We start from the raw sequence: 20,663 nt of genomic DNA on the forward strand, positions 1-20,663 counted from the left end.
TTCCCGGGCGTCACGGAAAACGATGACGCCGAGTTGACGGCCGGCGGGGCCACTATGGAGCCATGCGGATCCTGGTGGTGGAGGACGAACCGCTGCTGGCCGACGCGGTGGCGCAGGGCCTGCGGCACGAGGCGCACGCGGTGGACGTCGTCTATGACGGCGGGTCCGCCCTGGAGCGGATCGACGTGAACGACTACGACGTGGTGGTGCTGGATCGGGACGTGCCGGTGGTGCACGGCGACAAGGTCTGCCAGGTGCTGGCCGAGCGCAACGCCGGCATCCGGGTGCTGATGCTGACCGCGGCGGCCGGTGTCGACGACCGGGTCACCGGGCTCTCCCTGGGCGCCGACGACTACCTGCCGAAGCCGTTCGCGTTCCGGGAGCTGTCGGCCCGGGTCGCGGCGCTCGGCCGGCGGGCCCGCCCGGCCGCCCCGCCGGTGCTGCGCCGCTCCGGGATCAGCCTCGACCCGTACCGCCGGGAGGTGCACCGGGACGGCCGGTACGTGCCGCTGTCCCGCAAGGAGTTCGCGGTGCTGGCCGAGCTGCTGCGGGCCGACGGCACCGCGGTCTCGGCGGAGACGCTGCTGGAGAAGGCCTGGGACGAGAACGCCGACCCGTTCACCCACGCCGTCCGGATGACCATCCTCAAGCTCCGCCGCAAGCTGGGCGACCCGCCGGTGGTGCTGAACGAGCCCGGAGTGGGGTATCGGATCCGATGAGACGCCGGCTCACCCTCGTCTACGGCGGCCTGTTCCTGCTGGCCGGCCTGATCCTGCTCGGCTCGATCTACGTGCTGGGCGGCCAGTCCAAGGTGACCGCCGCCGGCTCCATGCAGCGCGAGGACGTCGCCACGCCGCCGAACGGCGACGTCTTGTTCAAGACGGTGATCCGGGAGACCCAGGCGGACACCATGCACACCGTGCTCACCCAGGGCGCGATCGCCCTCGTCGTGATCAGCGCCGCGGCCATCGCGCTGGGCTGGCTGATCGCCGGGCGGATGCTGCAGCCGCTGCACCAGATCACCGCGACCGCCCGCCGGATCGCCGAGTCACCGGCCGCCGACCGCGGGCTGCACGAGCGGATCGCCCTGGCCGGGCCGGACGACGAGGTCAAACAGCTCGCCGACACGTTCGACCTGATGCTGGCCCGGCTGGACCGGTCGTTCGACGGGCAGCGCCGGTTCATCGCCAGCGCGTCGCACGAGCTGCGCACCCCGCTGACCCTGAACCGCACGCTGCTCGAGGTGGCGCTGACCCCGGAGACCGTCTCACCGGAGGTCCGCCAGCTCGGCACCACCCTGCTGGCGATCAACGACCGGCACGGCCGGCTGATCGACGGGCTGCTCCTGCTGGCCCGCTCGGACCGCGAGGTGACCGAGCGGTCCTACGTCGACCTCGCCGACATCGTCGACCACGTGGCCGTCTCGGACACCGTCAAGGTGGTCGCCGACCCGCACGAGGCGGCCGTGCTCGGCGACCCGGTGCTGCTGGAGCGCCTGGTGCAGAACCTGGTGGAGAACGGCGTCCGGCACAACGTCGCGGAGAACGGCTGGGTCCGGGTGACCACGCTGACCCGCCCGGACGGCTGGGTGGAGCTGCGCGTCTCCAACTCCGGCCCGGTCATCCCCCGCTACGAGGTGCCCGGCCTGTTCGCGCCGTTCCACCGCTTCCGCACCGAGCGCCTGGCCGGCCCGGGCGCGGGACTCGGCCTCTCCATCGTCCGCGCCGTCGCCCGCGCGCACGGCGGCGACGTCCACGCCGACGCCCGCGACACCGGCGGCCTCGACGTCACCGTCCTGCTCCCCCGCGCCCCATAACCCCTATCGGGTACGCATACGGAGCGCGCGTCCGCAGGCTACGAGCCGAGTCCCGCCCGTGAGGCCGCCGCGACACCGCGCCCGCACCGGACCGCAGCGCGCCTTGCGGCCCCGGGACCACCCGACCGATGGGAAACGCGGGACCACCCAACCGGCGGGAAATCCGTTTCCGTCGGCGCAGCGCGCTGCCAGGATCCGAAATCGCGCGTTGCACTAACCGCAAGCGGAATGAACCGGGCGAACGACTCCGGCCGTACGACCGACCGGTTGTTGGGACCTCACCCACACCGCACCGGCCCTCACCACCGAGGGGACTAGGCTTGACGCCCTGTGAACTGGGCTTCGGCGTGGCGGCCCGGGCGGCCTTACCGAAACATGGAACGGAAGATGATGATCGATCAGGCCAAGGTGCGAGTCCTGCTCTTGGAGAGCATCCATCCCGATGCGGTGTCCCGGCTCAAGGAGGACGGCTTCGAGGTGGAGTCCGTGTCCAGCGCGCTGGACGAGGCCGAGCTGATCGAGCGCATCTCCGGTGTGCACCTCCTCGGCATCCGCTCGAAGACCAAGGTCACCGCGAAGGTGCTGGAGAGCGCGGACAGCCTGGTGGCGATCGGCGCGTTCTGCATCGGCACCGACCAGATCGACCTGACCCACGCCTCGGCCTCCGGTGTCGCGGTCTTCAACGCGCCGTTCTCGAACACCCGCTCGGTGGTGGAGCTGGCGATCTCCGAGATCATCGCGCTGACCCGGCGGCTGACCGAGAAGAACACGCTGATGCACGCCGGTGTCTGGGACAAGTCCGCGGACGGCGCGCACGAGATCCGCGGACGGCGCCTCGGCATCGTCGGGTACGGCAACATCGGCACCCAGCTGTCCGTGCTCGCCGAGAACCTCGGCATGTCGGTCTCGTTCTTCGACACCGCCGACAAGCTCGCGCTGAGCAACGCGCACCGCTGCGCCAGCATGGAAGAGCTGCTGGAGACGTGCGACGTCGTCACCCTGCACGTGGACGGCCGGCTGGGCAACGCCGGGTTCTTCGGCGCCGAGCAGTTCGCGCAGATGCGCCCGGGCAGCCTGTTCCTCAACCTGTCCCGCGGCATCGTCGTCGACCACCTGGCGCTGCGTGACGCGCTGGCCAGCGGTCACCTGGCCGGCGCGGCGGTCGACGTGTTCCCGGTCGAGCCGAAGGGCCGGGGCGACGAGTTCCTCTCCGAGCTGCGCGGCCTGCCGAACGTGATCCTCACCCCGCACATCGGTGGTTCGACCGAGGAGGCGCAGTCGGACATCGGCGGCTTCGTGGCGAACAAGCTGGCCAAGTTCCTCATCGACGGCAACACCACGCTCAGCGTCAACCTGCCCGGTGTGGTCCTGCCCGAGCAGCCCGGCCTGCACCGGGTCGTGCACGTGCACATCAACACCCCGGGCGTGCTCGCCAAGGTCAACCAGGTGCTGGCCGAGCACAACGTGAACGTCGAGGGCCAGCTGCTGAGCACCCGCGGCGAGTACGGCTACCTGATCACCGACATCGGCAAGGGCTACAGCGACGAGGTGCTGCAGGAGCTGCGCGCCATGGAGCAGACCGTCCGCCTGCGCGTGCTGTCCTGACCTGAGTGTGCGAGGAACGGGCCCCCGCGGGCCCGTTCCTCAACTGGTCTCGACGCTCAGCAGAGTGATCTTCGAGGCGGCTTCGACGTCGTACCGCCCCGAGGTGTCCCAGTCCTTCGGCGTGAGCGTGGAGCCCGGCGCCACGTCCCGCAGTGTCCGGGAACCCGCCGTGACCGTCCCCGCCCCGCCACCGACCTTGACCCGGATCGGGCTGCCGGTCGGCGCGGTCAGGGTCAGTTCCTCGACCCCGCCGGTGATCTTCACGGGCACCGTCCCGGACGCCGCGGAGAGCGCCATCACGGCCCGCCGGGTCCCGCCGACCACCTCGATCTTCTCGACCTGGCCCTGGCCGAGGTCCACCTCGCGCTCCGCGGCGTACCCGGAGAAGCGCAGCGACCAGCGCACCTTGAGCGAGAGGACCACGTTCACCTCGCCGTCCGCGCCGTCGCCGTCCCGGGTCACCTGCAGGCGCACGCTGTCGTCGGTGAGTTGCGGGCTGGGCCGCACCGGGGAGTCCTCCGGGGTGCTGATCCGGAACAGGTCCTCGCCGGTGTCGCCGACCCGTACCTTGATCCGGTCGCTGGCCGCGAGCATCTCGAACGCGGCGGCGGTCCGGCCGTTGAGCGGCGCGGTGACCGTGTGCGGGCCGCCGCTGCCGCCGTTGCCGTTACCGCCGAGGTTCAGCATCTGGTTGACCGTGGAGTCCGGCCCGGAGTAGAAGACCACCCCGGTCATCGCGATCACCAGCACGGCGACCACACCGAGCACCGTCATCCCGACCGTGACCAGCCGGGACTGCCGGCGCGGCGGTCGCAGCGCGGACGGGCCGGCGTAGGAAGGGGACGGGCCGTCGTAGGCGGACGCGGCCTCCGAAGCAACCGGCCCCTGGGGAAAGGCCGCGGGCGCGGGCGACGAGAAAGCCGTCGGTGGGGCGAACGGCGCCGGCTCGGGCAGCGGCGGCGGCAGCGGCTCCGGCGAGCCGACGCCCGCCCAGGTGGTGCCCTCCCACGAACCGAAGGCGGTGTCCATCCGGGACGTCTGCGGAGCGGCCGCCTCCGGTGCCGTCCAGGTTCCGGCTGCCGGCGAGGTCGGCGTCGGGTCACCGGCCTTCTTCCGTACGATCGGCAGCCCACTCGCGTCCGGCTCGGTCAGCGGACGGTTCCCACTGATCGGCCCGGCGCTGAAACCGAACGAGGCGCGCCCCGGTCCACCCGGCGAAGCGGGCCCGAACTCCGGAGGGCTCACCGCCGGCGCCGTGTCGGGCGCGGCGTCGCCACCGAACCACCCGGGCGGCATCCCGCTCTCGGTGGGCTCGGCCGGTTCCGTCGCGGGCGGACGACGATAGATCCGTTCACGGTCAGCCGGACGCCGGTGCGGCAGCTCGTCGCCCGTCGGCTCCGGCGACTGTCTCGCGGGCTCCGGCGTCTCGCCGTCGATGGCGGTACGGTCCACGGCGGATTTCCTCTCCCCTGCAGCGCCGTCACGTGGCGCTCGCAAGGCAATACGGATCGCAAGCCTCCGCGGATGAGCGGAATCGCAGCGTGATCGTGGAATTTACCGGTGGTCAGGTCGGACCAGTCCACGCCGGGTCGCGATCGCCACCGCTTCGAGCTGACTGTGCGCCCCGAGCTTGGCCAGGACCGCCTTCTGATAGCCCCGGCAGGTGTGCACGCTGATGCCCAGCCGGCGGGCCACCGCGCGGGCGTCCAGCCCGGCCGCCATCAGCTGCAGCACCTCGTCCTCACGGGCGGTGAGCCCGCTGCTCGCCCTGGTCACGGTCGCTGGGCTGGTGCTGCGCAGCAGCCGGGCCATGATGTCGGTGGAGACCGTCATCCCGCCGCCGTGTGCGGTCCGCAGCGCGTGCAGCACGTCGGCCAGGGCGCCGTTCTTGGAGATGAAGCCGGCCGCGCCGAACGTGGTCGCCCGGCCGATCAGCGCCGGGTCCTCGCGGGCCGTGAGGATCACCACACGCACGTCCGGCTGGCGCACTCTGATCAACTGAGCGATGGCTATGCCGTCACTATCGGACAGTTCCGGATCGAGCAGGATCACGTCCGGCGACAGTTCGGACGACAGGCTCAGCGCCTCCTGACCGGTCCGGGCGTGCCCCACCCAGTGCAGGTCGGGCTGCCCGGCCAGGGCGTGCCCGAGCAGCTCGGCGAAGGTTTGATGCCCGTCGACGACGAGCACTCGGATCGCCTCGTCGTTCCTCATCCGTGCACCATCCTCTATCCAGCGGTTAAGCCTTTCGGGCCCCGCGCAGTCTAAGGACTACCCAGCCCGGCGCCCGCCCTACCAATAGGCGACCGTTGTACCGCGGCGACGCCAGGTTGCCACCCGAGCGGTCGTCTTAGCCAGTCTTTCGGCCGAGGGCACCCCCCGCATTGGGGCTTGCCGCCGGGTTTCGCCGAAGACACGATTCCGAATCATGTACGACATCCAGCTCTTCGGCAGCATCGAGGTCCGCACCCGTGGCGTCCGCCTCGCCGGTGACGACTTCGGCGGCGACCGCCCCCGCCAGCTGCTCGCCCTCCTGGCGCTGCACGGCGAGCAGTCGCTTGTGGAGCTGTCCGACCTGGTCGGAGCGCCGCCGGCGACCGTGAAGTCGGACCTCAAGGTGCTGCGCGACGCCCTGGAGCCGGGTGCCCGGGACCGGGACTCGGTGGTCGTCGGCCGGCGCGGACGTTACCACTTGGACACTGAGCGTGTCCGGGTCGACGTCTCCACCTTCGATCAGCTGATCGACGCGGCCGCCGGTCGTTCGCCGGAACGCGCCACCCGCCCGCTGACCGCCGCCGCCTTCCTGGCCTCCCGCCCGCTGCTGGAGGACGAGAACACCCCGTGGGCCGCCGCGCTGCGCGCCGAGTACCGTGCCAAGCTCCTGATGGCCCGCCCGGCCGAGCCGGCGCACGCGGTCTGAAAAAGACCGGGAAACACCGATAAACCCCGAGCGGGCGAGCGCTCCCGGGCGGACAATCGCCGGGTGCTCGACGCCCCCACCGCTCTGCTGCCGGTCCCCCTGGCCCCGGAGCTCTCGCTCCACCTCGTCACCGCCCCGGTCGGGCTCTTCGACCTGACCGGCGGCGAGTTCCGCAGTGACACCCCGCCGCCGTTCTGGGCGTTCGTCTGGGCCGGCGGCCAGGCCCTGGCCCGGTACCTGCTGGACCATCCGGACGAGGCGGCCGGCCGCCGGGTGCTGGACGTGGCCACCGGCTCCGGGGTGGCCGCGATCGCCGCCGCCCGGTGCGGCGCCGCCCAGGTCGCGGTCACCGACATCGATCCGGAGGCGGTCGCCGCCGCGCACCGCAACGCCGCCGCGAACGGCCTCACCCTGACCGACCGGGTGGACGAGCCGGAGCTGGTGCTCGCCGGTGACGTCTTCTACAGCCCGATCGTCGCCCCGCAGATGACCACGCAGTTGCGCGCGGCCCGCCGGAACAGCGCGTCGGTGCTGGTTGGCGACCCCGGGCGTGGGTACTTCCCGGAGCGACTCTTCACGCTGGTCACCGAGTACGTGGTGCCGGTGCCGGTGCACCTGGAGGAGACCGGCGAGCTGCGGACCGGGGTCTGGCGGATGCGCTGACCCGAAATGCGTTCACCACGCAACAACTTGTACGCTACACGTATTGTCCCCGCGCCCATGAGGACGGCAATAACGTGCACGACGAGCAGAAAGTCGCGGCCGGCACCGCACGGCTATCCGACGAAATCATCCGGTTGATCCGGATGGGACCGCGTTTCCGGGGCATGCTCAAGACCGGGGACCTCGGTGCCGAGTTCTCCGCGCTGATGCTGTTGCTGCCGTTGCGTGCGATGGGACCGATGCGAGTGACCGACCTCGCCGAGCTCAAGCAGTCCGACCCGTCGACGGTCAGCCGACAGGTCGCTCAGCTGGTGAAGGCGGGTCTGGCCCGGCGGGAGGCGGATCCGGCGGACGGCCGAGCCTCCCGGCTGGCGGTGACCGAGACCGGGGTGGACGCCTGTGAGCGCCTGCGATCGGCCCGCACCGCCCTGCTGGAGCGGGCGCTGAGCGATTGGCCGGCCGACCGGGTCGACGCTTTCGCCCAGCTCTTCGAAGAATTCAACAGCTCCGTCGAGGCGCTGCTGCGCACCGACCTCGGCGCACCACCACGGGAGATCGCGTGAGCCACCCCAGTCCGCGGGCCGACGACTCGGCCGCGGAATTCACCCATCGGCAGATCCTCACGATCCTCGCCGGCCTGATGATGGGCATGTTCCTCGCCGCCCTGGATCAGACGATCATGGCGACCGCCACCCGGACCATCGCCGACGACCTCAAGGGCTTCGACCTGCAGGCCTGGGCCACCACGGCGTTCCTGATCACGTCGACCATCTCGACACCGCTGTACGGCAAGCTCTCCGACATCTACGGCCGGCGGCCGTTCTTCCTGTTCGCCATCGGCATCTTCATCGTCGGCTCGTTCCTCTGCGGCCTCTCCACCGACATGTACCAGCTCGCCGCGTTCCGGGCGATCCAGGGCATCGGCGCCGGCGGCCTGATGTCGCTGGCGCTGGCGATCATCGGGGACATCGTCCCGCCCCGCGAGCGCGCCAAGTACCAGGGCTTCTTCCTGGCCGTCTTCGGCACCGCGAGCGTCCTGGGCCCGATCCTGGGCGGCTTCTTCGCCGGCCGGGACCAGATCCTCTGGGTGGACGGCTGGCGCTGGGTGTTCTACCTGAACGTGCCGATCGGCATCGCGGCGATGGCCGTCGTGGCCCGGGTGCTGCACCTGCCGCACCAGCGGGTCAGCCACCGGATCGACTGGCCGGGCGCGGTCGCGCTGATCGTCGGCCTGGTGCCGCTGCTGACCGTCGCCGAGCAGGGCCGGACCTGGGGCTGGGACTCCGGCCGGTCGATCCTCTGCTACGTGGTCGGCGTGGTCGGCATCATCGCCTTCGTGTTCATCGAGCGGGCGTACAAGGACGAGGCGCTGCTGCCGCTGCGGATGTTCGGCAACCGTACGGTCGCGGTCGGCGCGGCCTCCAGCACCATCCTGGGCATGGCGATGTTCGGCGGCCTGATGACCGTCCCGCTGTACCTGCAGATCGTCAAGGGCTCCTCAGCCACCATGGCCGGCCTGCAGATGATCCCGTTCGTGTTCGGCATCATGGCCGGCTCGATCGTCTCCGGTCAGCTGATCTCCCGGACCGGCCGGTACCGGATCTTCCCGATCATCGGCAGCACCTTCATGGTGATCGCGCTCTTCCTGTTCTCCCTGGTCGGCGCGGACACCCCGCTGTGGCGGACGATGCTGGTGATGGTGCTGATGGGCCTCGGCCTGGGCGGCAACATGCAGCCGATGATCACCGCGGTGCAGAACGCGGTCTCCCCGCGGGAGATCGGCGTGGCCACCGGCGCGGTCACGTTCTTCCGCTCGATGGGCGGCACGCTGGGCACCGCGGTCTTCCTGTCGGTGCTGTTCAACGTCCTGCCCGGCAACATCGCCGACCGCTTCACCGCGGCGCAGAAGACGCCCGAGTTCCAGCAGGCGCTGCAGTCCGATCCGAGCCAGGCCGAGCTGCTCAAGCAGGCGACCAGCGGTGACGCGCTCAGTGACACGTCGTTCATCGGCAAGCTGACCGACGTGATCGCGCACCCGTTCAAGGTCGGATTCTCGGACAGCGTGCACGTGGTCTACCTGATGGCCTTCAGCATCATGATCATCGGCTTGATCGTGGTCCTCTTCCTCCCGGAGATCCCGCTGGGCCAGCGGTCCGCGCAGGGCCAGCGCGCCGCCGACGCGGCGCAGGCGAAGGGTGAGGCCGCCGCTGACGGCGACGGCAACCCCGCCGGGGTCAAGGCAGGCGGCGCCGGTCCCGCTCACTGACAAGAGCTTCTGGTACGGACGGAGCACCCGTCCGTACCAGTAGCGTGGGGCCCATGGCTGTTGTGAAGATCAACGCGATTGAGGTCCCCGAGGGCGCCGGCCCCGAGCTGGAGAAGCGGTTCGCCGCCCGCGCCGGAGCGGTGGAGAACGAGCCCGGCTTCCTCGCCTTCGAGCTGCTCCGCCCGGTCGCCGGCGACAACCGGTATTTCGTCTACACCCGCTGGGAGTCCGAGGAGGCCTTCCAGAACTGGTCGCAGGGCAGCGCCAAGGCCGCCCACGCCGGCGAGCGCGCCAAGCCGGTCGCCTCCGGCGCCAGCCTCCTCGAGTTCGAGGTCATCCAGCGCGTCGAAAAGCCCACCGCCTAACCAGCGTGTGAAGTTTCGGCGCGCTCCGCACCGAAAGTCCCCACGCACGACCGTGCCCCACGCAGCGTGTGAAGTTTGGGTGCGCTCCGCACCGAAACTTCACACGCTTGCGGGGTCAGGAGTGGGGTTCGCCGCGGTGGCGGGCTGCGGCGGCGACCAGGCGGTCGGCGACCGTGCCGCGGTCCAGGCCGAGCCGCTGGGCGCTGTCCTGCAGGATCCGGTACGCCTCCTGCACCCCGCACCCGCGCTGGGCGATGATCACGCCGACCGCCCGGTCCACCACGGCGCCCTCGGCCAGCGCCTCCCGCCGCTGCAGCTCGCCGAGCAGCACCTCGGCCTGACCGGCCACCGCCATCGCGGTCAGCAGCAGATCCGGCCCGACCTCGCCGGCCCGGCCCAGGGACACGCTGAGCGCGCCCACCGCGGTCCGCTGCACGTCCAGCGGGATCGCCGCCACCGCGCCGATGCCGTCCTCCCGGGCCGCCTCGCTCAGCTCCGGCCAGCGCTCATCGGCCCCCAGATCGTCCGTGGTGATCAGGGTGCGGGTCCGTGCCGCCTCCAGCCCCGGACCGGCGCCGTGGGCGTACTGGGACCGGTCGGACGCCTCACCGGCGGACCCGGCGGCGGCGACGGTGGCCGGCCCGCCCTCGCCGATCAGCGCGACCGAACAGCGGACCGCGCCCGGCAGCGCGCCGACCGTGAGCGCAGCGAGCCGGTCGAGCGCCTGGCTCAGGGTCTCGGCCGTCAGCAGCCGGACGGTGACCTCGTGCAGCAGCCCGGCCAGCTCGACCGGGTGCGGCCCCTCCTCGGACAGCAGCGTGGTGGTACGCCGGGGCCGGACCCCGGCGACGAGACGTCTGCCCTGGCCCGGCGGGGTGGCGTCACCCGAGGTGACGCGTCGGCGGGACCGGATGCCGCGCTGCGCGGCCGGTACACGACGTTGCGGTACTGACACCCGACGGATCCTAGCCATGTCGATCCGGCTCGGCCCCGGTTCGGTGCCCCTATCGGGGGGTGTTGTCCGTTTAAACCCAGCTGGCACCGGAAAGTACGACCGGAAAAACAACTCGGCCCCCGGGTGAACCGGGGGCCGAGCAGAGTAGATGCCGGTGTGCAGGTCGCCTCGCGGCGAGTGGCTCAACACGGCTCCAGCCGAACTGGTATTCCGTGCAGGCGATGGGTGAGGCCCGGGGACACAAGCAACACCGGCATCCGTTCACAACCTTCGGCACCCGATCGGGATTCCAGTAGGATTTGTGACCCGAGTTACAAAAGAGGTTCAGTCGCCCTCCGCTTTCCGCTTGGCGACGTCGTAGGCCATCTGCAGGAAGTCCGAGACCGCGGTGGCGGTCAGCGCGGTCGCGGCGAGCCGGGTCAGCCGGGGTGCCAGCACCAGCCCGCCGGTCAGCCCGGTGGCGACCCACACGGCCAGGCAGAACGGGCAGGTGATCAGCTCGCCGATCCCGTGCCGCAGGCTGCTGCCGGAGTCCCGCACCTCCTCGTTCAGCTCGGCGGCGCCGGCCGGTTCGGTGTAGCGGGTGAACGGCGCCCGCAGCGGGCTGGTCACCGAGTCCTTGGCGATCAGGCGGCTGAGCTTGTGGGTGGCGATCGAGAGCAGGACCACGTCGGCCGGCGAGGGGCGGTCCGGGGCGGAGTGGCCGGTGAGCTTGGCGGCGGCCGCCAGGCTGGCCGCGAGCGCGCCGAAAGTACCCATCGCGACGACGTAGCCGCTGAGGGGCCGGTGCTCGTGCGGCGAATAAGCCTGGGCCGTCGCGGCGGCCCGAGCCTGCAGGCTGGTCATGGGTTGGGGGTCCCTTCGTCAGAAGGCCGGGGAGCCGTTCCGTCAGCTGCACGCTTGCCCGGGCGGGCGGTCGCCAAACCCGCCGGTAGGCTCGTGGGCATGAAAGGGCTGTGGACTCCGGCGTGGATCGCCCGGCACCTCTTGGCGCTGGTGCTGACCGCGGGTTGTCTCGGGCTCGGCTGGTGGCAGTTCAGCCGGGCGACGAACGGCAACTCGCTCAGTTGGGGCTACATGTTCGAGTGGCCGGTCTTCGCCGGCTTCGTGGTGTTCATCTGGATCCGCGAGATCCAGCTGCACCGGCGCAAGCTCGGCCCCGCCGACGAGCAGCCCGCTGTGGACGCGCCGGCGCCGGCGCGGGATCCGGATGCCCCGATCACCCTGGGCCGCCCGGTCCGGGTCGCGGCACGGCCGGTCGTGGCCACCGAGTCCGATCCGGAGCTCGAGGCGTACAACGACTACCTGACCTGGCTGGCCGCGCACCCCGGCGCCCGCCCGGCCGACTATCCCCGCCGCCGCACCGTCACGGGCTAGCCCGTCCCCCCGCTGAGAACTAGTCTCGCCAGAGAGTCAGAAGGAGAACCCCCGTGCAGGGCGCCCTCATTCGTTACCGGACCATCGCCTGGATCGTCGGCGTGCTCCTCGTCGTCCTCGTCCTGGTCGGCATGCCGCTGAAGTACATCGGCGACAACGACGCGGTGGTCGCGATGATCGGCCCGCTGCACGGCTTCCTCTACATGGCGTATCTGCTTCTCACGTTCGACCTGTCCCGCCGGGCCGGGTGGCCGTTCGGCCGGATGATCATCGTGATGCTGGCCGGCACCATCCCGTTCTTCTCGTTCTGGGCCGAGCGTCAGGTCACCCGGCACTGGGCGACCAATCCCGCGCTCGAACCCGCGCTGAACGATTAGTCCGTTCCATCGGCGCGAAATAACGCTCAGCGTGGATCGAATAACAGCCGGTTATCGGGATTAAGTTCGCAACAGCGACTATTGGCAGAAAACACTCGGCAGGGACTTGATTTTGTTTTCTGCACCGATAAGTTGATGCGGTTGGTTCGGTCCGCAGCCACAAACCCTCCGATGGCGCCGGCCAACGCCGCCGAATCATGGGCGACATCAGTCGTCGCTTGCGAACCGGGGAACCACGTCCCGGGGGTGAATCCGCTTCACAGCGGTAGGGCTCTTCTTCCAGCCCGAACCCGTCAGCTAACCCGGTAGGCGGCACAAGCGGAAGAAAGGCCCCTGACTCGTGCCACTCCCCCGCACCAGGCTCCGGGCGCTGGTGGTCGCGCTGACCGCGCTGGCGATCACCACGTCGGGAGCTACCGCCGCGCACGCGGCCCCGTCCAAGGAAGAGCTGAAGAAGCAGATCGACAAGGCTTCGGACAAGCTCGAGGACGTCACTGAGGCGTACAACAAGATGCGCCTCGACCTGAAGAAGACCAAGGCCGACGCGGTGAAGCTGAGCGCTTCGCTCAAGCCGGCCCAGGCCGCACTGGTCCAGGCCACCTCCAAGATGCAGACGATCGCCACGACGTCGTACATCACCGGCCGGGTGGGTCCGATGACCATCCTGCTCAGCGGCGACCAGGACAGCGTCCTGCAGCGGATGAGCTACCTGGATCAGATCAGCAAGGCCAACCAGCAGGACATCGACACCTACACCGACACCACGCAGACCTTCACCGACCGCCAGGCGGCTCTCAAGACCACCGAGAAGAAGCAGGGTCTCCAGGTCCAGGAGCTGTCCGCGCAGAAGACGAAGATCAAGAAGGACCTCGACAAGCTGCTCGACATGCGCGAGACCGCGTTCGGCAGCCCCACCGAGAGCAGCGGGTCGTACACCGGCGAGATCCCGAACATCCCGGGCTCGGCCGGCAAGGCGGTCACGTACGCGTTCGGCGCGGTCGGCAAGCCGTACGGCTTCGGCGACGCGGGCCCCAACTCGTACGACTGCTCGGGTCTGACCCTGGCGTCGTGGGCGGCGGCGGGCAAGTCCCTGCCGCACAACGCCGCCGCGCAGTACAGCGCCACGGCCCGGATCAGCAAGGCCGATCTCCAGCCGGGTGACCTGGTGTTCTACCGATCGCTCGGGCACGTCGCGCTCTACGTCGGAGGCGGCATGATCATCGACGCGCCCTCGGCCGGTCGAGATGTGCTGCACCGCTCGATCAACATCATGACCCCGTACGGATACGGCCGGGTCAAGTAACCAGCACCGCACACGAAGAAGGCCGGTACCCCTCGCGGGGCACCGGCCTTCTGTCGGTCTAGGTGATCAGGCGGCCTGCAGGCCTTCGGCCCGGGCCAGCTCACGCAGCCGGCCGAGCGCCTGGATCTCCAGCTGACGGATCCGCTCCCGGCTGAGCGAGAAGCGCGAGGCCACCTCGGTCAGCGAGTGCTCCCGGCCGTCCTCCAGGCCGTACCGCGCCCGCATGATGCCGGCCGAGCGGTCGTCCAGGTGGTTCAGCAGGCCCTCGATGCGCTGGCGCTCCAGCGCGTTCAGCACGATCTCCTCGGGCGACGGCGCGTCGCTGTCGGCGACCAGGTCACCCAGGTTGGTGTCGCCGTCGTCGCCGACCGGGGTGTCCAGCGAAACGGTGTCCTGAGCCCAGCGGGTGAGCTCGTTGACCCGCTCCACGGTCACGCCCAGCGCCGCCGCGACCTGCTCCGGCTCCGGGTCGCCGCCCAGCTCACGGACGAGCTGGCGGGTCACGTTGCGCATCCGGTTGACGTCCTCGACCAGGTGCACGGGGAGACGCACGGTGCGCTCCTGCTGGGCGATGGCCCGGCTGATCGCCTGGCGCACCCACCACGTCGCGTACGTCGAGAACTTGTAGCCGCGCTCGTAGTCGAACTTCTCGACCGCGCGCACCAGGCCGGTGTTGCCCTCCTGGATCAGGTCGAGCATCGGCATGCCCGACCGCACGTAGCGGCGGGCGATCGACACGACCAGCCGCAGGTTGGCGCGGATGAACAGGTCTTTTGCCTTGGAGCCCTCGGTGACCAGGCGCTCCAGTTCCTCCCGGCTGATGCCGCGACGCTCTTCGCCCTGCTCGAGCAGGTGCTCGGCGTAGAGGCCCGCCTCGATCGCCTTGGAGAGCTCGACCTCCCGCGCGGCGTCCAACAACGGCGTCCGGGAGATTTCGTGCAGGTAGACTCCGACGAGGTCGCGCTCCTCGGCAACCTGGTCGGTACGCATCACGGTGTTCTTCTCCACGTTGCCCACGGTCCCCTCATTGCCGTCACTAACCCTGTTACGGGCATTACCTGCGTCCATCAGCCCTCTCCCGTAACGTCCGCGGCTCGTGCATTGCGGTGCTGACATCTACACAACAAATGACTGCCTGCGCTGATTCCGGCTGGTGGGTCGAAAGTGTCACGAATGCCTGGGTCTTACCTGAGAGCCCAGTGCGCGGTAGCTGAGTGCGGTCTCTCTGCGACCGCCTTGCGTATAGACGGGTACCCGTCGCGCGCCTCATAACACCATCGGCCTCTCATCGTCCACAGCGACGGGCATCACCTTGGGCGCCGCGACGCTCGTCACCCTCTATCTACGGGGTTTCCGCCGTTGGGGTTCACGTGGAGCATCGACCGGCCGCTGACGGGCCTGAAACAAACGTGAACATCAAAAAGATCCCACCCGCCCGGACGCGGCGGCCGAACGGGACCATCGGTCACAATGCGCCACCCCAGGCCGTAGTTCACTCGCCTACCCGGGTGACGTTCCCCGAACAGGTGACATTCCCGCTGCGGGCCTCGAACGTCCGGTGAAGTGAGCAAGCGCACACCCACGAGCGGGTGACAACCTGCTCGGATGCTTGGCATGACCAACACTGCTCTTGTGACCGGCGGCACCGGCGGGCTCGGCGCCGCCACCGTGGTCGCGTTCCTCGCCGCCGGCTGGCGCGTCGTCGCTCCGGTCCGGCCCGGCAGCGAAGACCGGCTGCCGGCCGGCGCACTGCCCGTCCCGGCCGACCTCACCACAGCGGCCGGCGCCGCCGACGCGGTCGCGGCGGCCACCGGCGACCCGGCGGCCCCGCTCACCGCCGTCGTCAACCTGGTCGGCGGGTACGCCGCGAGCGGGCTGATCGCCGACACCCCGGTGGAGGACTTCGAGGCGATGTTCACCGCGAACCTGCGGCCCACCTACCTGGTCACGGCGGCCGCGCTGCCGCACCTGGTGGCGGCCGGCGGCGGCTCGGTGGTGTGCGTCTCGTCCCGGGCCGCGGTGGCGCCGTTCCCCGGTGCGGCCGGTTACGTCACCTCGAAGGCCGCGGTGCTGGCGTTCGCGCAGACCGTCGCGGTCGAATACCGCAAGCAGAACGTGCGCTGCAACACCGTGCTGCCCAGCGTGATCGACACTCCGGCGAACCGGACGTCGATGCCGGACGCCGCACACGACCGCTGGGTGCGCCCGGAGCAGATCGCCGACACCATCGTGTTCCTGGCCTCGGACGTCTCGTCACCGACCAGTGGCGCGCAGATCCCGGTCTACGGCCAGGCCTGACGCTCTCAGCAATCTTTGAGAGAACTAGAGAGATTCAGCAAGCTGCCAGCCCAGAACGGCGGCTCCGGCCAGCACCGGCACCCCGGCCAGGACCAGCGTCCGCATCCGGATCCGGCGCGGGGCCGGTGCCGCCGGGCGGGTGGCGGCCGCCAGACCGGCCCGGATCGCGGCGCTCACCTGGTCCGGTGTCCCGTTCGCGTCGATCACCACGAACTCCGGGAACTCCGGCAGTGAGCGGTAGGCCCGGTCGGCGGCGGTCAGGTACTCCATCGACTCCTGGTCGGTGCCGCGCCGGTCGATCCGCTCCTGGGCCACCGCCGGGTCGACGGCGAGCAGGAACGTGACGTCGGGGTGCGGGAACAGCCGGTAGGCCAGCCGGGCGCGGCGCTCGGCCGCCGGGCGCGCACCCCGCGCGCGCAGGCTGGCGTACTGGCAGAACGCGTAGCGGTCCATCACCGCGATCTCCCGGCGCAGCGCGCGGCGCAGCAGCGTCCGGACGATCGAGAGCCACCGCAGCACCGACTCGACGAGCAGCATGCCCCGGCGGCCGAGCAGCGCGTCGGCGTCCGGGCGGCCCCATCGCACGGCCCGCTTGCCGAACCAGGCCCGGCCACCGGCGTTCTGCCGGTAGACCGCGGGAAGGCCGGACGCGGCGAGCTCGGCGGCGAGCAGCCGGGCCTGGGTGGTCTTGCCGGAACCGTCGATGCCGACCAGGGCGATGGTGCGCGGGCCGGCCAGATCACCGGGGCGCCCGGGTGCGAGGTGCTCGGGGGACGACATCCCACTGACGGTAGCCGGGTATCGCACCCGGCGGTCCACGGTGCGACCGGCGGGAAGCGGATCAGAATGATCGCCGGGGGTTCAAGGCGTGGCCACTCGGGGTAGTCGTCACCAACTGGACACCTGACAGGGAGGTCACCATGCCGCATCGCGTCGACGAGGGGCTGGCCGGCACGATGAAGCGTGTCGCCGCGACCCTCAAAACGGCGGAGATCCCCTTCGCACTGGGCGGGAGTTTCGCCGTGTACGCACACGGCGGGCACTCCAGCGACCACGACGTGGACTTTCTGATCCGCGAGCAGGACAAGGAACGGGCCCTGCAGGAGCTGGCCGGAGTCGGCTTCGAGACCGAGGAACCGCCGGAGGACTGGCTGGTCAAGGTCTTCGAAGAGGGCCGGATGGTGGATCTGATCTACCGCCCGGTGGAGACACCGGTCACCGACGAGACACTCGCCGACACCGAGCGGATCTCGGTCGAGGCGATCTACATGCCGGTGCTGTCGGCGACCCAGCTGATGATCCACAAGCTGATGAGCTTCAGCCAGCACCACTGCGACTTCGCACACGGGCTGCCGGTCGCCCGCTCGCTGCGCGAGCTGATCGACTGGGAGCGGGTGGCGCGGGAGACCGCCGCGTCGCCGTACGCCGAGGCGTTCCTGGTCCTGCTGGACCGGCTCGACGTCGTGCCGTTCCCGGCCCGTGACGCAGTCGTCCGAGGAGGGTAGGTGCAGAGATGACCAAACAGATCGATCTGGAAGCCGAGATCCAGCGGCTGCTCGCCGAGCACGACCGGGTCGCCGAACAGGGCGTCACCGTGCAGCGCCGGGAGAACGTGCTGGTGCTCAGCGGCGAGGTGGAGAGCGCGACGCGGCGCGACGAGATCTGCCGGCAGATCACCGCGCACTATCCGGACCTGGAGATCGCCTGCGACATCGGCATCACCCGGACCCAGGCCCCGGCCGAGGTGGAGGAGATTTCATGATCCGGATCGCCGCCGTGGGCGACGTCCACGTGGACAAGGATGTGGTGGGCCGGTTCCGACCGGCCCTCGAGGAACTGCCCGACCGGGCCGACGCGCTGCTGATCGCGGGTGACCTGACCCGGCACGGCACGGTGGACGAGGCGAAGTGCTTCGCCACCGAGTTCGGTGGCCTCGGGGTGCCGGTCGTGGTGGTGCTCGGCAACCACGACCACCAGAGCGACGCGCAGGACGACGTGACCCGGGTGCTCACCGACTCCGGGATCACCGTCCTGGAGGGCACCACGACCGTGCTGGAGCTGAACGGGCACCGGCTCGGGGTGGCCGGGACCAAGGGGTTCGGCGGCGGGTTCGCCGGCGCCTGCGCGAGCAACTTCGGCGAACGCGAGATGAAGGACTTCGTCGGCACCAGCGAGCGGTACGCCACCGCCCTGCGCGAGGCACTCCGATCGATCGAGTGCGACGCGCTGGTGGCGCTGACCCACTACGCGCCGGTCCCGGAGACACTGGCCGGGGAACCGCTGGAGATCTACGCGTTCCTCGGCTGTTATCAGCTCGGGCAGGCGATCGACGAGGCGCCGACCGCGCTGGCCCTGCACGGGCACGCGCACCACGGCTCGGAGCGGGGCCGGACGCCGGGCGGTGTGCCGGTTCGCAACGTCGCGCACCCGGTCATCAAGCAGGCGTACAACGTGTATCAGCTGCTCAGCGACACCGTGGACACGAAGGACACCGCTCTCGTAAATGTGTGATCCGGAACCAGGTTTTCGATTTTCGGACATCGGGTACCAGCAGTGACATGGACCTACTGCTCTGGATTCTCGCCGTTATCCTCGTCGTCGCCGGTATCCTCGCGCTGTTCCGGCGCCAGATCCTCTGGGGTGTCGTGCTGATCATCGTCGGCCTCCTCGTGGGCCCCGGTGGCGTCAGCATCTTCACCTGATCGGCATCCCCCACACCCCCAACTGTCGGCATCGGCAACCGGGATCGCCTCGCGCCAGACGCGGGACGGTCCCGGTTTTTCGTTGCCCGCGTCTCCGGTCTCTTTGGTGCATCAACGCACACAAGGTGCGATGTAGGACAGCTGACTTCTGACTCAATCCCCCGCGGACCAATGCCGACCTTCGCGAGGTAAGTCAGTGGCAGCTCACGTTCACCACTTCACCTATGGCGCATTCAACCCGGTAGCTGCGACGTTGCTGGCGTACCTCGGATCTTTCGCCGGGCTGCTCTGCACCGAGCGGGCCCGTAACGCGCACAGTCGCAGCCGGCGCAACCGGTGGCTGGTGATCGCGGCCTTCGCGATCGGCGGGGGTGGCATCTGGCTGATGCACTTCGCCGCGATGCTCGGCTTCGACGTCCCGGACAGCCCGGTGCGCTACGACCTGCCGGTCACCCTGCTCAGCCTGCTCTTCTCGGTGGTGACGGTCGGGATCGGGCTGATGGTGGTCGGGCACGGCGCGCCCAGCCCGGCCAAGACGGTCGCGGCCGGCGTGCTGACCGGTGGCGGGGTGCTGGCCATGCACTACACCGGGATGGAAGGCATGCGGCTCTCCGCGGTGGTGCACTACGACCCGACGCTCGTCGGGGCGTCCGCCCTGATCGCGATCGTGGCCTGCACGACCGCGCTGTGGTTCACCGTCTCGGTACGCGGCCTGGGCCGGGTGGCCGGCGCCGCCGCGGTGATGGCGATCGCGGTCTGCGGCATGCACTACACCGGGATGGCCGCCATGTCGGTACGGATGGACCCGGCGATCGTCCCGGTCCAGAGCGGCATCCGGCCGCTCACCATGATCGTGCCGATCACCCTGATCACCGCGGCCACCATCGTCGGCGTGGCGCTGAGCGCGCTGCAGGCGATGACCGAGGAGGAGTTCACCGACGGGGCCGGCACCCCGAAGCGCGGCGTGCACGCCGAACCGGCGCAGCCCTGGGCGCTGCGGCAGGGCTCGATCGGCGCGATCCGGATGTCCCCGGCCGCCCGTGCGGTGGCGACCGGACGGGCCGCCGGTGCGGGCCGCCCGTCGCCGGCACCCCGCACCGCGACCGGCTCGGCGACGTTCGAGCCGGTGGTGGCGAACGTCCCCACGGTCACCCCGATCCCGCCGCTGATCCCCCGGGAGCCGTTCGCTGAACCGGGTGGTCCGATGGGTCCGGTCGCGGGTCCGGCCACATCCGGCACGTAAGGGTTCCCCGCCACGGCCGAAGATCCGGTATATCTGATCCGCATGGCACCAAGAATGCTGCTCTCGATGCCACTGCACGCCATCACCGAGGTGTACGGCGAGGCCGGCCTCCGGCAACGGTTCGGATTGGAGCTGGAGACCTTCCCCGACGGGGAACGGGAACAGTTGACCGAGGCCCTGGAACTGGCCACCACGCTGCACGCGGCCGACCGGCGGGTGCGGGAGCCGTATCTGAACCATCTGCTGCGGGTGGCCATCCGGATCATCCGGTACTACGCGGTGCGGGACGTCGACGTGCTGGTGGCGGCGCTGCTGCACGACGCGGTCGAGGATCATCCGGCCGAGTTGGCCGGGCTGCCGCCGGACACGTCGTACGAAAAAGCCACTGAAGCGGCCCTGGGCGTGCTCGCGAACCGGTTCAACCCGCGGGTCTCCGATCTGGTCCGGTCGGTCACGAACCCGGAGTACGACCCGCTCCGGGACCGGCACGAGCAGTACCGGGAGCACGTCGCGGACAGCTTGGACCGCAGCCCGTGGGCCCGGGTCATCAAGATCTCCGACTTCACCGACAACGGGGTCGGCGTGATCCACACCACGCTGGACAAGGCGCACCGGTCGGCGACCAAGTACCGCCCGCTGGTGCCGAAGTTGCGCGAGTTGATCGGGCGGCCGGACACGCCGCTCTCCACCCAGGCCAAGGAGCACATCCTGGACCAGCTGGACCTCGCCGAGGAGCGTTTCGCCGCCATCCTGGACGAGTGAGCCCGGCCGCC

The 20,663-nt window shown here is 70.2% G+C and carries 24 protein-coding genes and 1 riboswitch; of the genes, 18 read left to right on the top strand and 6 right to left on the bottom strand.

The features are described from left to right. Positions 1-62: 62 nt before the first annotated feature. The 3 genes from ADL15_RS24565 to serA all read left to right on the top strand — a co-directional run bounded on the left by ADL15_RS24565 (position 63) and on the right by serA (position 3,421). Entirely contained in the window at positions 63-719 is a 657-nt protein-coding gene (locus tag ADL15_RS24565) for a response regulator transcription factor (protein ID WP_067695757.1), read from the top strand. Next, a complete protein-coding gene (locus tag ADL15_RS24570) occupies positions 716-1,816 on the top strand; it encodes a sensor histidine kinase (protein ID WP_067695760.1) in 1,101 nt (366 codons plus the stop codon). Before ADL15_RS24565 ends, ADL15_RS24570 begins: the two co-directional genes overlap by 4 nt. A gap of 387 nt (positions 1,817-2,203) precedes the next feature. Further along, entirely contained in the window at positions 2,204-3,421 is a 1,218-nt protein-coding gene (gene serA / locus ADL15_RS24575; protein WP_083971697.1) for a phosphoglycerate dehydrogenase, read from the top strand. Between the two features lie 39 nt (positions 3,422-3,460). Here serA and ADL15_RS24580 read toward each other — a convergent pair whose 3' ends face one another. Then, on the bottom strand, positions 3,461-4,873 hold the full coding sequence (locus ADL15_RS24580) for a hypothetical protein (protein WP_067695763.1): 1,413 nt from the start codon (positions 4,871-4,873) through the stop codon (positions 3,461-3,463). 102 nt (positions 4,874-4,975) lie between these two features. Further along, on the bottom strand, positions 4,976-5,635 hold the full coding sequence (locus ADL15_RS24585) for a response regulator (RefSeq protein ID WP_067695766.1): 660 nt from the start codon (positions 5,633-5,635) through the stop codon (positions 4,976-4,978). A 214-nt stretch (positions 5,636-5,849) separates the two neighbouring features. On the opposite strand from ADL15_RS24585, the gene ADL15_RS24590 reads away from it, so the two are divergent. The 5 genes from ADL15_RS24590 to ADL15_RS24610 all read left to right on the top strand — a co-directional run bounded on the left by ADL15_RS24590 (position 5,850) and on the right by ADL15_RS24610 (position 9,635). Further along, on the top strand, positions 5,850-6,341 hold the full coding sequence (locus ADL15_RS24590; RefSeq protein WP_067695770.1) for an AfsR/SARP family transcriptional regulator: 492 nt from the start codon (positions 5,850-5,852) through the stop codon (positions 6,339-6,341). A 63-nt stretch (positions 6,342-6,404) separates the two neighbouring features. Next, a complete protein-coding gene (locus ADL15_RS24595) occupies positions 6,405-7,004 on the top strand; it encodes a class I SAM-dependent methyltransferase (protein ID WP_067695773.1) in 600 nt (199 codons plus the stop codon). Positions 7,005-7,147: 143 nt separating this feature from the next. Next, complete coding sequence (locus ADL15_RS24600; RefSeq protein WP_083971698.1) at positions 7,148-7,567, top strand: MarR family winged helix-turn-helix transcriptional regulator; 420 nt, start codon at positions 7,148-7,150, stop codon at positions 7,565-7,567. Next, positions 7,564-9,270: an MDR family MFS transporter gene (locus ADL15_RS24605; RefSeq protein ID WP_067695779.1), complete on the top strand. Its 1,707-nt coding sequence runs from the start codon at positions 7,564-7,566 to the stop codon at positions 9,268-9,270. The genes ADL15_RS24600 and ADL15_RS24605 overlap by 4 nt, the downstream gene beginning before the upstream one ends. 53 nt (positions 9,271-9,323) lie before the next feature. Continuing rightward, on the top strand, positions 9,324-9,635 hold the full coding sequence (locus ADL15_RS24610) for an antibiotic biosynthesis monooxygenase family protein (RefSeq protein WP_067695782.1): 312 nt from the start codon (positions 9,324-9,326) through the stop codon (positions 9,633-9,635). 115 nt (positions 9,636-9,750) lie between these two features. On the opposite strand, the gene ADL15_RS24615 is transcribed toward ADL15_RS24610, so the two are convergent. Next, positions 9,751-10,590 (bottom strand): GAF and ANTAR domain-containing protein, encoded by an 840-nt coding sequence (locus ADL15_RS24615; protein ID WP_157441584.1) that lies wholly within the window; start codon positions 10,588-10,590, stop codon positions 9,751-9,753. Positions 10,591-10,914: 324 nt separating this feature from the next. After that, a complete protein-coding gene (locus ADL15_RS24620; protein WP_067695785.1) occupies positions 10,915-11,436 on the bottom strand; it encodes a DUF1360 domain-containing protein in 522 nt (173 codons plus the stop codon). 99 nt (positions 11,437-11,535) lie between these two features. Between ADL15_RS24620 and ADL15_RS24625 the strand changes: the two genes are divergently transcribed. From ADL15_RS24625 to ADL15_RS24635, 3 genes are all read left to right on the top strand, one after another. Further along, complete coding sequence (locus ADL15_RS24625) at positions 11,536-11,967, top strand: hypothetical protein (protein ID WP_067695788.1); 432 nt, start codon at positions 11,536-11,538, stop codon at positions 11,965-11,967. Positions 11,968-12,020: 53 nt separating this feature from the next. Further along, positions 12,021-12,344, top strand: coding sequence for a DUF3817 domain-containing protein (locus tag ADL15_RS24630; RefSeq protein WP_067695792.1), 324 nt, complete (start codon positions 12,021-12,023; stop codon positions 12,342-12,344). A 178-nt stretch (positions 12,345-12,522) separates the two neighbouring features. Then, positions 12,523-12,671, top strand: a riboswitch (cyclic di-AMP (ydaO/yuaA leader). A gap of 13 nt (positions 12,672-12,684) precedes the next feature. Continuing rightward, positions 12,685-13,647: a C40 family peptidase gene (locus ADL15_RS24635; RefSeq protein ID WP_067695795.1), complete on the top strand. Its 963-nt coding sequence runs from the start codon at positions 12,685-12,687 to the stop codon at positions 13,645-13,647. A 66-nt stretch (positions 13,648-13,713) separates the two neighbouring features. Here the strand turns inward: ADL15_RS24635 and ADL15_RS24640 are convergent, their stop codons facing one another. Next, the gene (locus ADL15_RS24640) at positions 13,714-14,715 is read right to left on the bottom strand and encodes a sigma-70 family RNA polymerase sigma factor (RefSeq protein ID WP_067695799.1); all 1,002 of its coding nucleotides are present in this window, start codon (positions 14,713-14,715) and stop codon (positions 13,714-13,716) included. Between the two features lie 546 nt (positions 14,716-15,261). On the opposite strand from ADL15_RS24640, the gene ADL15_RS24645 reads away from it, so the two are divergent. After that, entirely contained in the window at positions 15,262-15,945 is a 684-nt protein-coding gene (locus ADL15_RS24645; protein WP_067695802.1) for an SDR family NAD(P)-dependent oxidoreductase, read from the top strand. A 24-nt stretch (positions 15,946-15,969) separates the two neighbouring features. Here the strand turns inward: ADL15_RS24645 and ADL15_RS24650 are convergent, their stop codons facing one another. After that, a complete protein-coding gene (locus tag ADL15_RS24650) occupies positions 15,970-16,725 on the bottom strand; it encodes a nucleoside/nucleotide kinase family protein (protein ID WP_067695805.1) in 756 nt (251 codons plus the stop codon). A 140-nt stretch (positions 16,726-16,865) separates the two neighbouring features. Here ADL15_RS24650 and ADL15_RS24655 point away from each other — a divergent pair, with 140 nt between their 5' ends. The 6 genes from ADL15_RS24655 to ADL15_RS24680 all read left to right on the top strand — a co-directional run bounded on the left by ADL15_RS24655 (position 16,866) and on the right by ADL15_RS24680 (position 20,652). Then, entirely contained in the window at positions 16,866-17,450 is a 585-nt protein-coding gene (locus tag ADL15_RS24655) for a nucleotidyltransferase (protein WP_067695808.1), read from the top strand. 8 nt (positions 17,451-17,458) lie between these two features. Continuing rightward, positions 17,459-17,707 carry a hypothetical protein gene (locus tag ADL15_RS24660; protein ID WP_067695811.1) on the top strand — a complete coding sequence of 83 codons (249 nt, stop codon included), beginning with the start codon at positions 17,459-17,461 and terminating at the stop codon, positions 17,705-17,707. After that, positions 17,704-18,456 (top strand): metallophosphoesterase family protein, encoded by a 753-nt coding sequence (locus ADL15_RS24665; protein ID WP_067695814.1) that lies wholly within the window; start codon positions 17,704-17,706, stop codon positions 18,454-18,456. The genes ADL15_RS24660 and ADL15_RS24665 overlap by 4 nt, the downstream gene beginning before the upstream one ends. A 47-nt stretch (positions 18,457-18,503) precedes the next feature. Then, positions 18,504-18,647, top strand: coding sequence for a GPGG-motif small membrane protein (locus ADL15_RS54400; protein ID WP_014688232.1), 144 nt, complete (start codon positions 18,504-18,506; stop codon positions 18,645-18,647). A gap of 196 nt (positions 18,648-18,843) precedes the next feature. Next, a complete protein-coding gene (locus tag ADL15_RS24675) occupies positions 18,844-19,890 on the top strand; it encodes an MHYT domain-containing protein (protein WP_067695820.1) in 1,047 nt (348 codons plus the stop codon). 66 nt (positions 19,891-19,956) lie between these two features. Next, on the top strand, positions 19,957-20,652 hold the full coding sequence (locus ADL15_RS24680) for an HD domain-containing protein (RefSeq protein WP_232344315.1): 696 nt from the start codon (positions 19,957-19,959) through the stop codon (positions 20,650-20,652). The last annotated feature ends 11 nt before the right edge of the window (positions 20,653-20,663 follow it).

This window comes from Actinoplanes awajinensis subsp. mycoplanecinus (assembly GCF_001509495.1).
Lineage (GTDB): Bacteria > Actinomycetota > Actinomycetes > Mycobacteriales > Micromonosporaceae > Actinoplanes > Actinoplanes palleronii.

Excerpts from the sequence above, each read along its gene's own strand:
- ADL15_RS24620 (WP_067695785.1), bottom strand. The coding sequence starts at position 11,436 with ATGACCAGCCTGCAGGCTCGGGCCGCCGCGACGGCCCAGGCTTATTCG.
- ADL15_RS24585 (WP_067695766.1), bottom strand. The coding sequence starts at position 5,635 with ATGAGGAACGACGAGGCGATCCGAGTGCTCGTCGTCGACGGGCATCAA.
- ADL15_RS24590 (WP_067695770.1), top strand. The coding sequence starts at position 5,850 with ATGTACGACATCCAGCTCTTCGGCAGCATCGAGGTCCGCACCCGTGGC.
- ADL15_RS24655 (WP_067695808.1), top strand. The coding sequence starts at position 16,866 with ATGCCGCATCGCGTCGACGAGGGGCTGGCCGGCACGATGAAGCGTGTC.
- ADL15_RS24645 (WP_067695802.1), top strand. The coding sequence starts at position 15,262 with ATGACCAACACTGCTCTTGTGACCGGCGGCACCGGCGGGCTCGGCGCC.
- serA (WP_083971697.1), top strand. The coding sequence starts at position 2,204 with ATGATGATCGATCAGGCCAAGGTGCGAGTCCTGCTCTTGGAGAGCATC.
- ADL15_RS24680 (WP_232344315.1), top strand. The coding sequence starts at position 19,957 with ATGCCACTGCACGCCATCACCGAGGTGTACGGCGAGGCCGGCCTCCGG.
- ADL15_RS54400 (WP_014688232.1), top strand. The coding sequence starts at position 18,504 with ATGGACCTACTGCTCTGGATTCTCGCCGTTATCCTCGTCGTCGCCGGT.
- ADL15_RS24650 (WP_067695805.1), bottom strand. The coding sequence starts at position 16,725 with ATGTCGTCCCCCGAGCACCTCGCACCCGGGCGCCCCGGTGATCTGGCC.
- ADL15_RS24665 (WP_067695814.1), top strand. The coding sequence starts at position 17,704 with ATGATCCGGATCGCCGCCGTGGGCGACGTCCACGTGGACAAGGATGTG.
- ADL15_RS24640 (WP_067695799.1), bottom strand. The coding sequence starts at position 14,715 with ATGGACGCAGGTAATGCCCGTAACAGGGTTAGTGACGGCAATGAGGGG.
- ADL15_RS24625 (WP_067695788.1), top strand. The coding sequence starts at position 11,536 with ATGAAAGGGCTGTGGACTCCGGCGTGGATCGCCCGGCACCTCTTGGCG.
- ADL15_RS24570 (WP_067695760.1), top strand. The coding sequence starts at position 716 with ATGAGACGCCGGCTCACCCTCGTCTACGGCGGCCTGTTCCTGCTGGCC.
- ADL15_RS24600 (WP_083971698.1), top strand. The coding sequence starts at position 7,148 with ATGGGACCGCGTTTCCGGGGCATGCTCAAGACCGGGGACCTCGGTGCC.
- ADL15_RS24565 (WP_067695757.1), top strand. The coding sequence starts at position 63 with ATGCGGATCCTGGTGGTGGAGGACGAACCGCTGCTGGCCGACGCGGTG.
- ADL15_RS24660 (WP_067695811.1), top strand. The coding sequence starts at position 17,459 with ATGACCAAACAGATCGATCTGGAAGCCGAGATCCAGCGGCTGCTCGCC.
- ADL15_RS24610 (WP_067695782.1), top strand. The coding sequence starts at position 9,324 with ATGGCTGTTGTGAAGATCAACGCGATTGAGGTCCCCGAGGGCGCCGGC.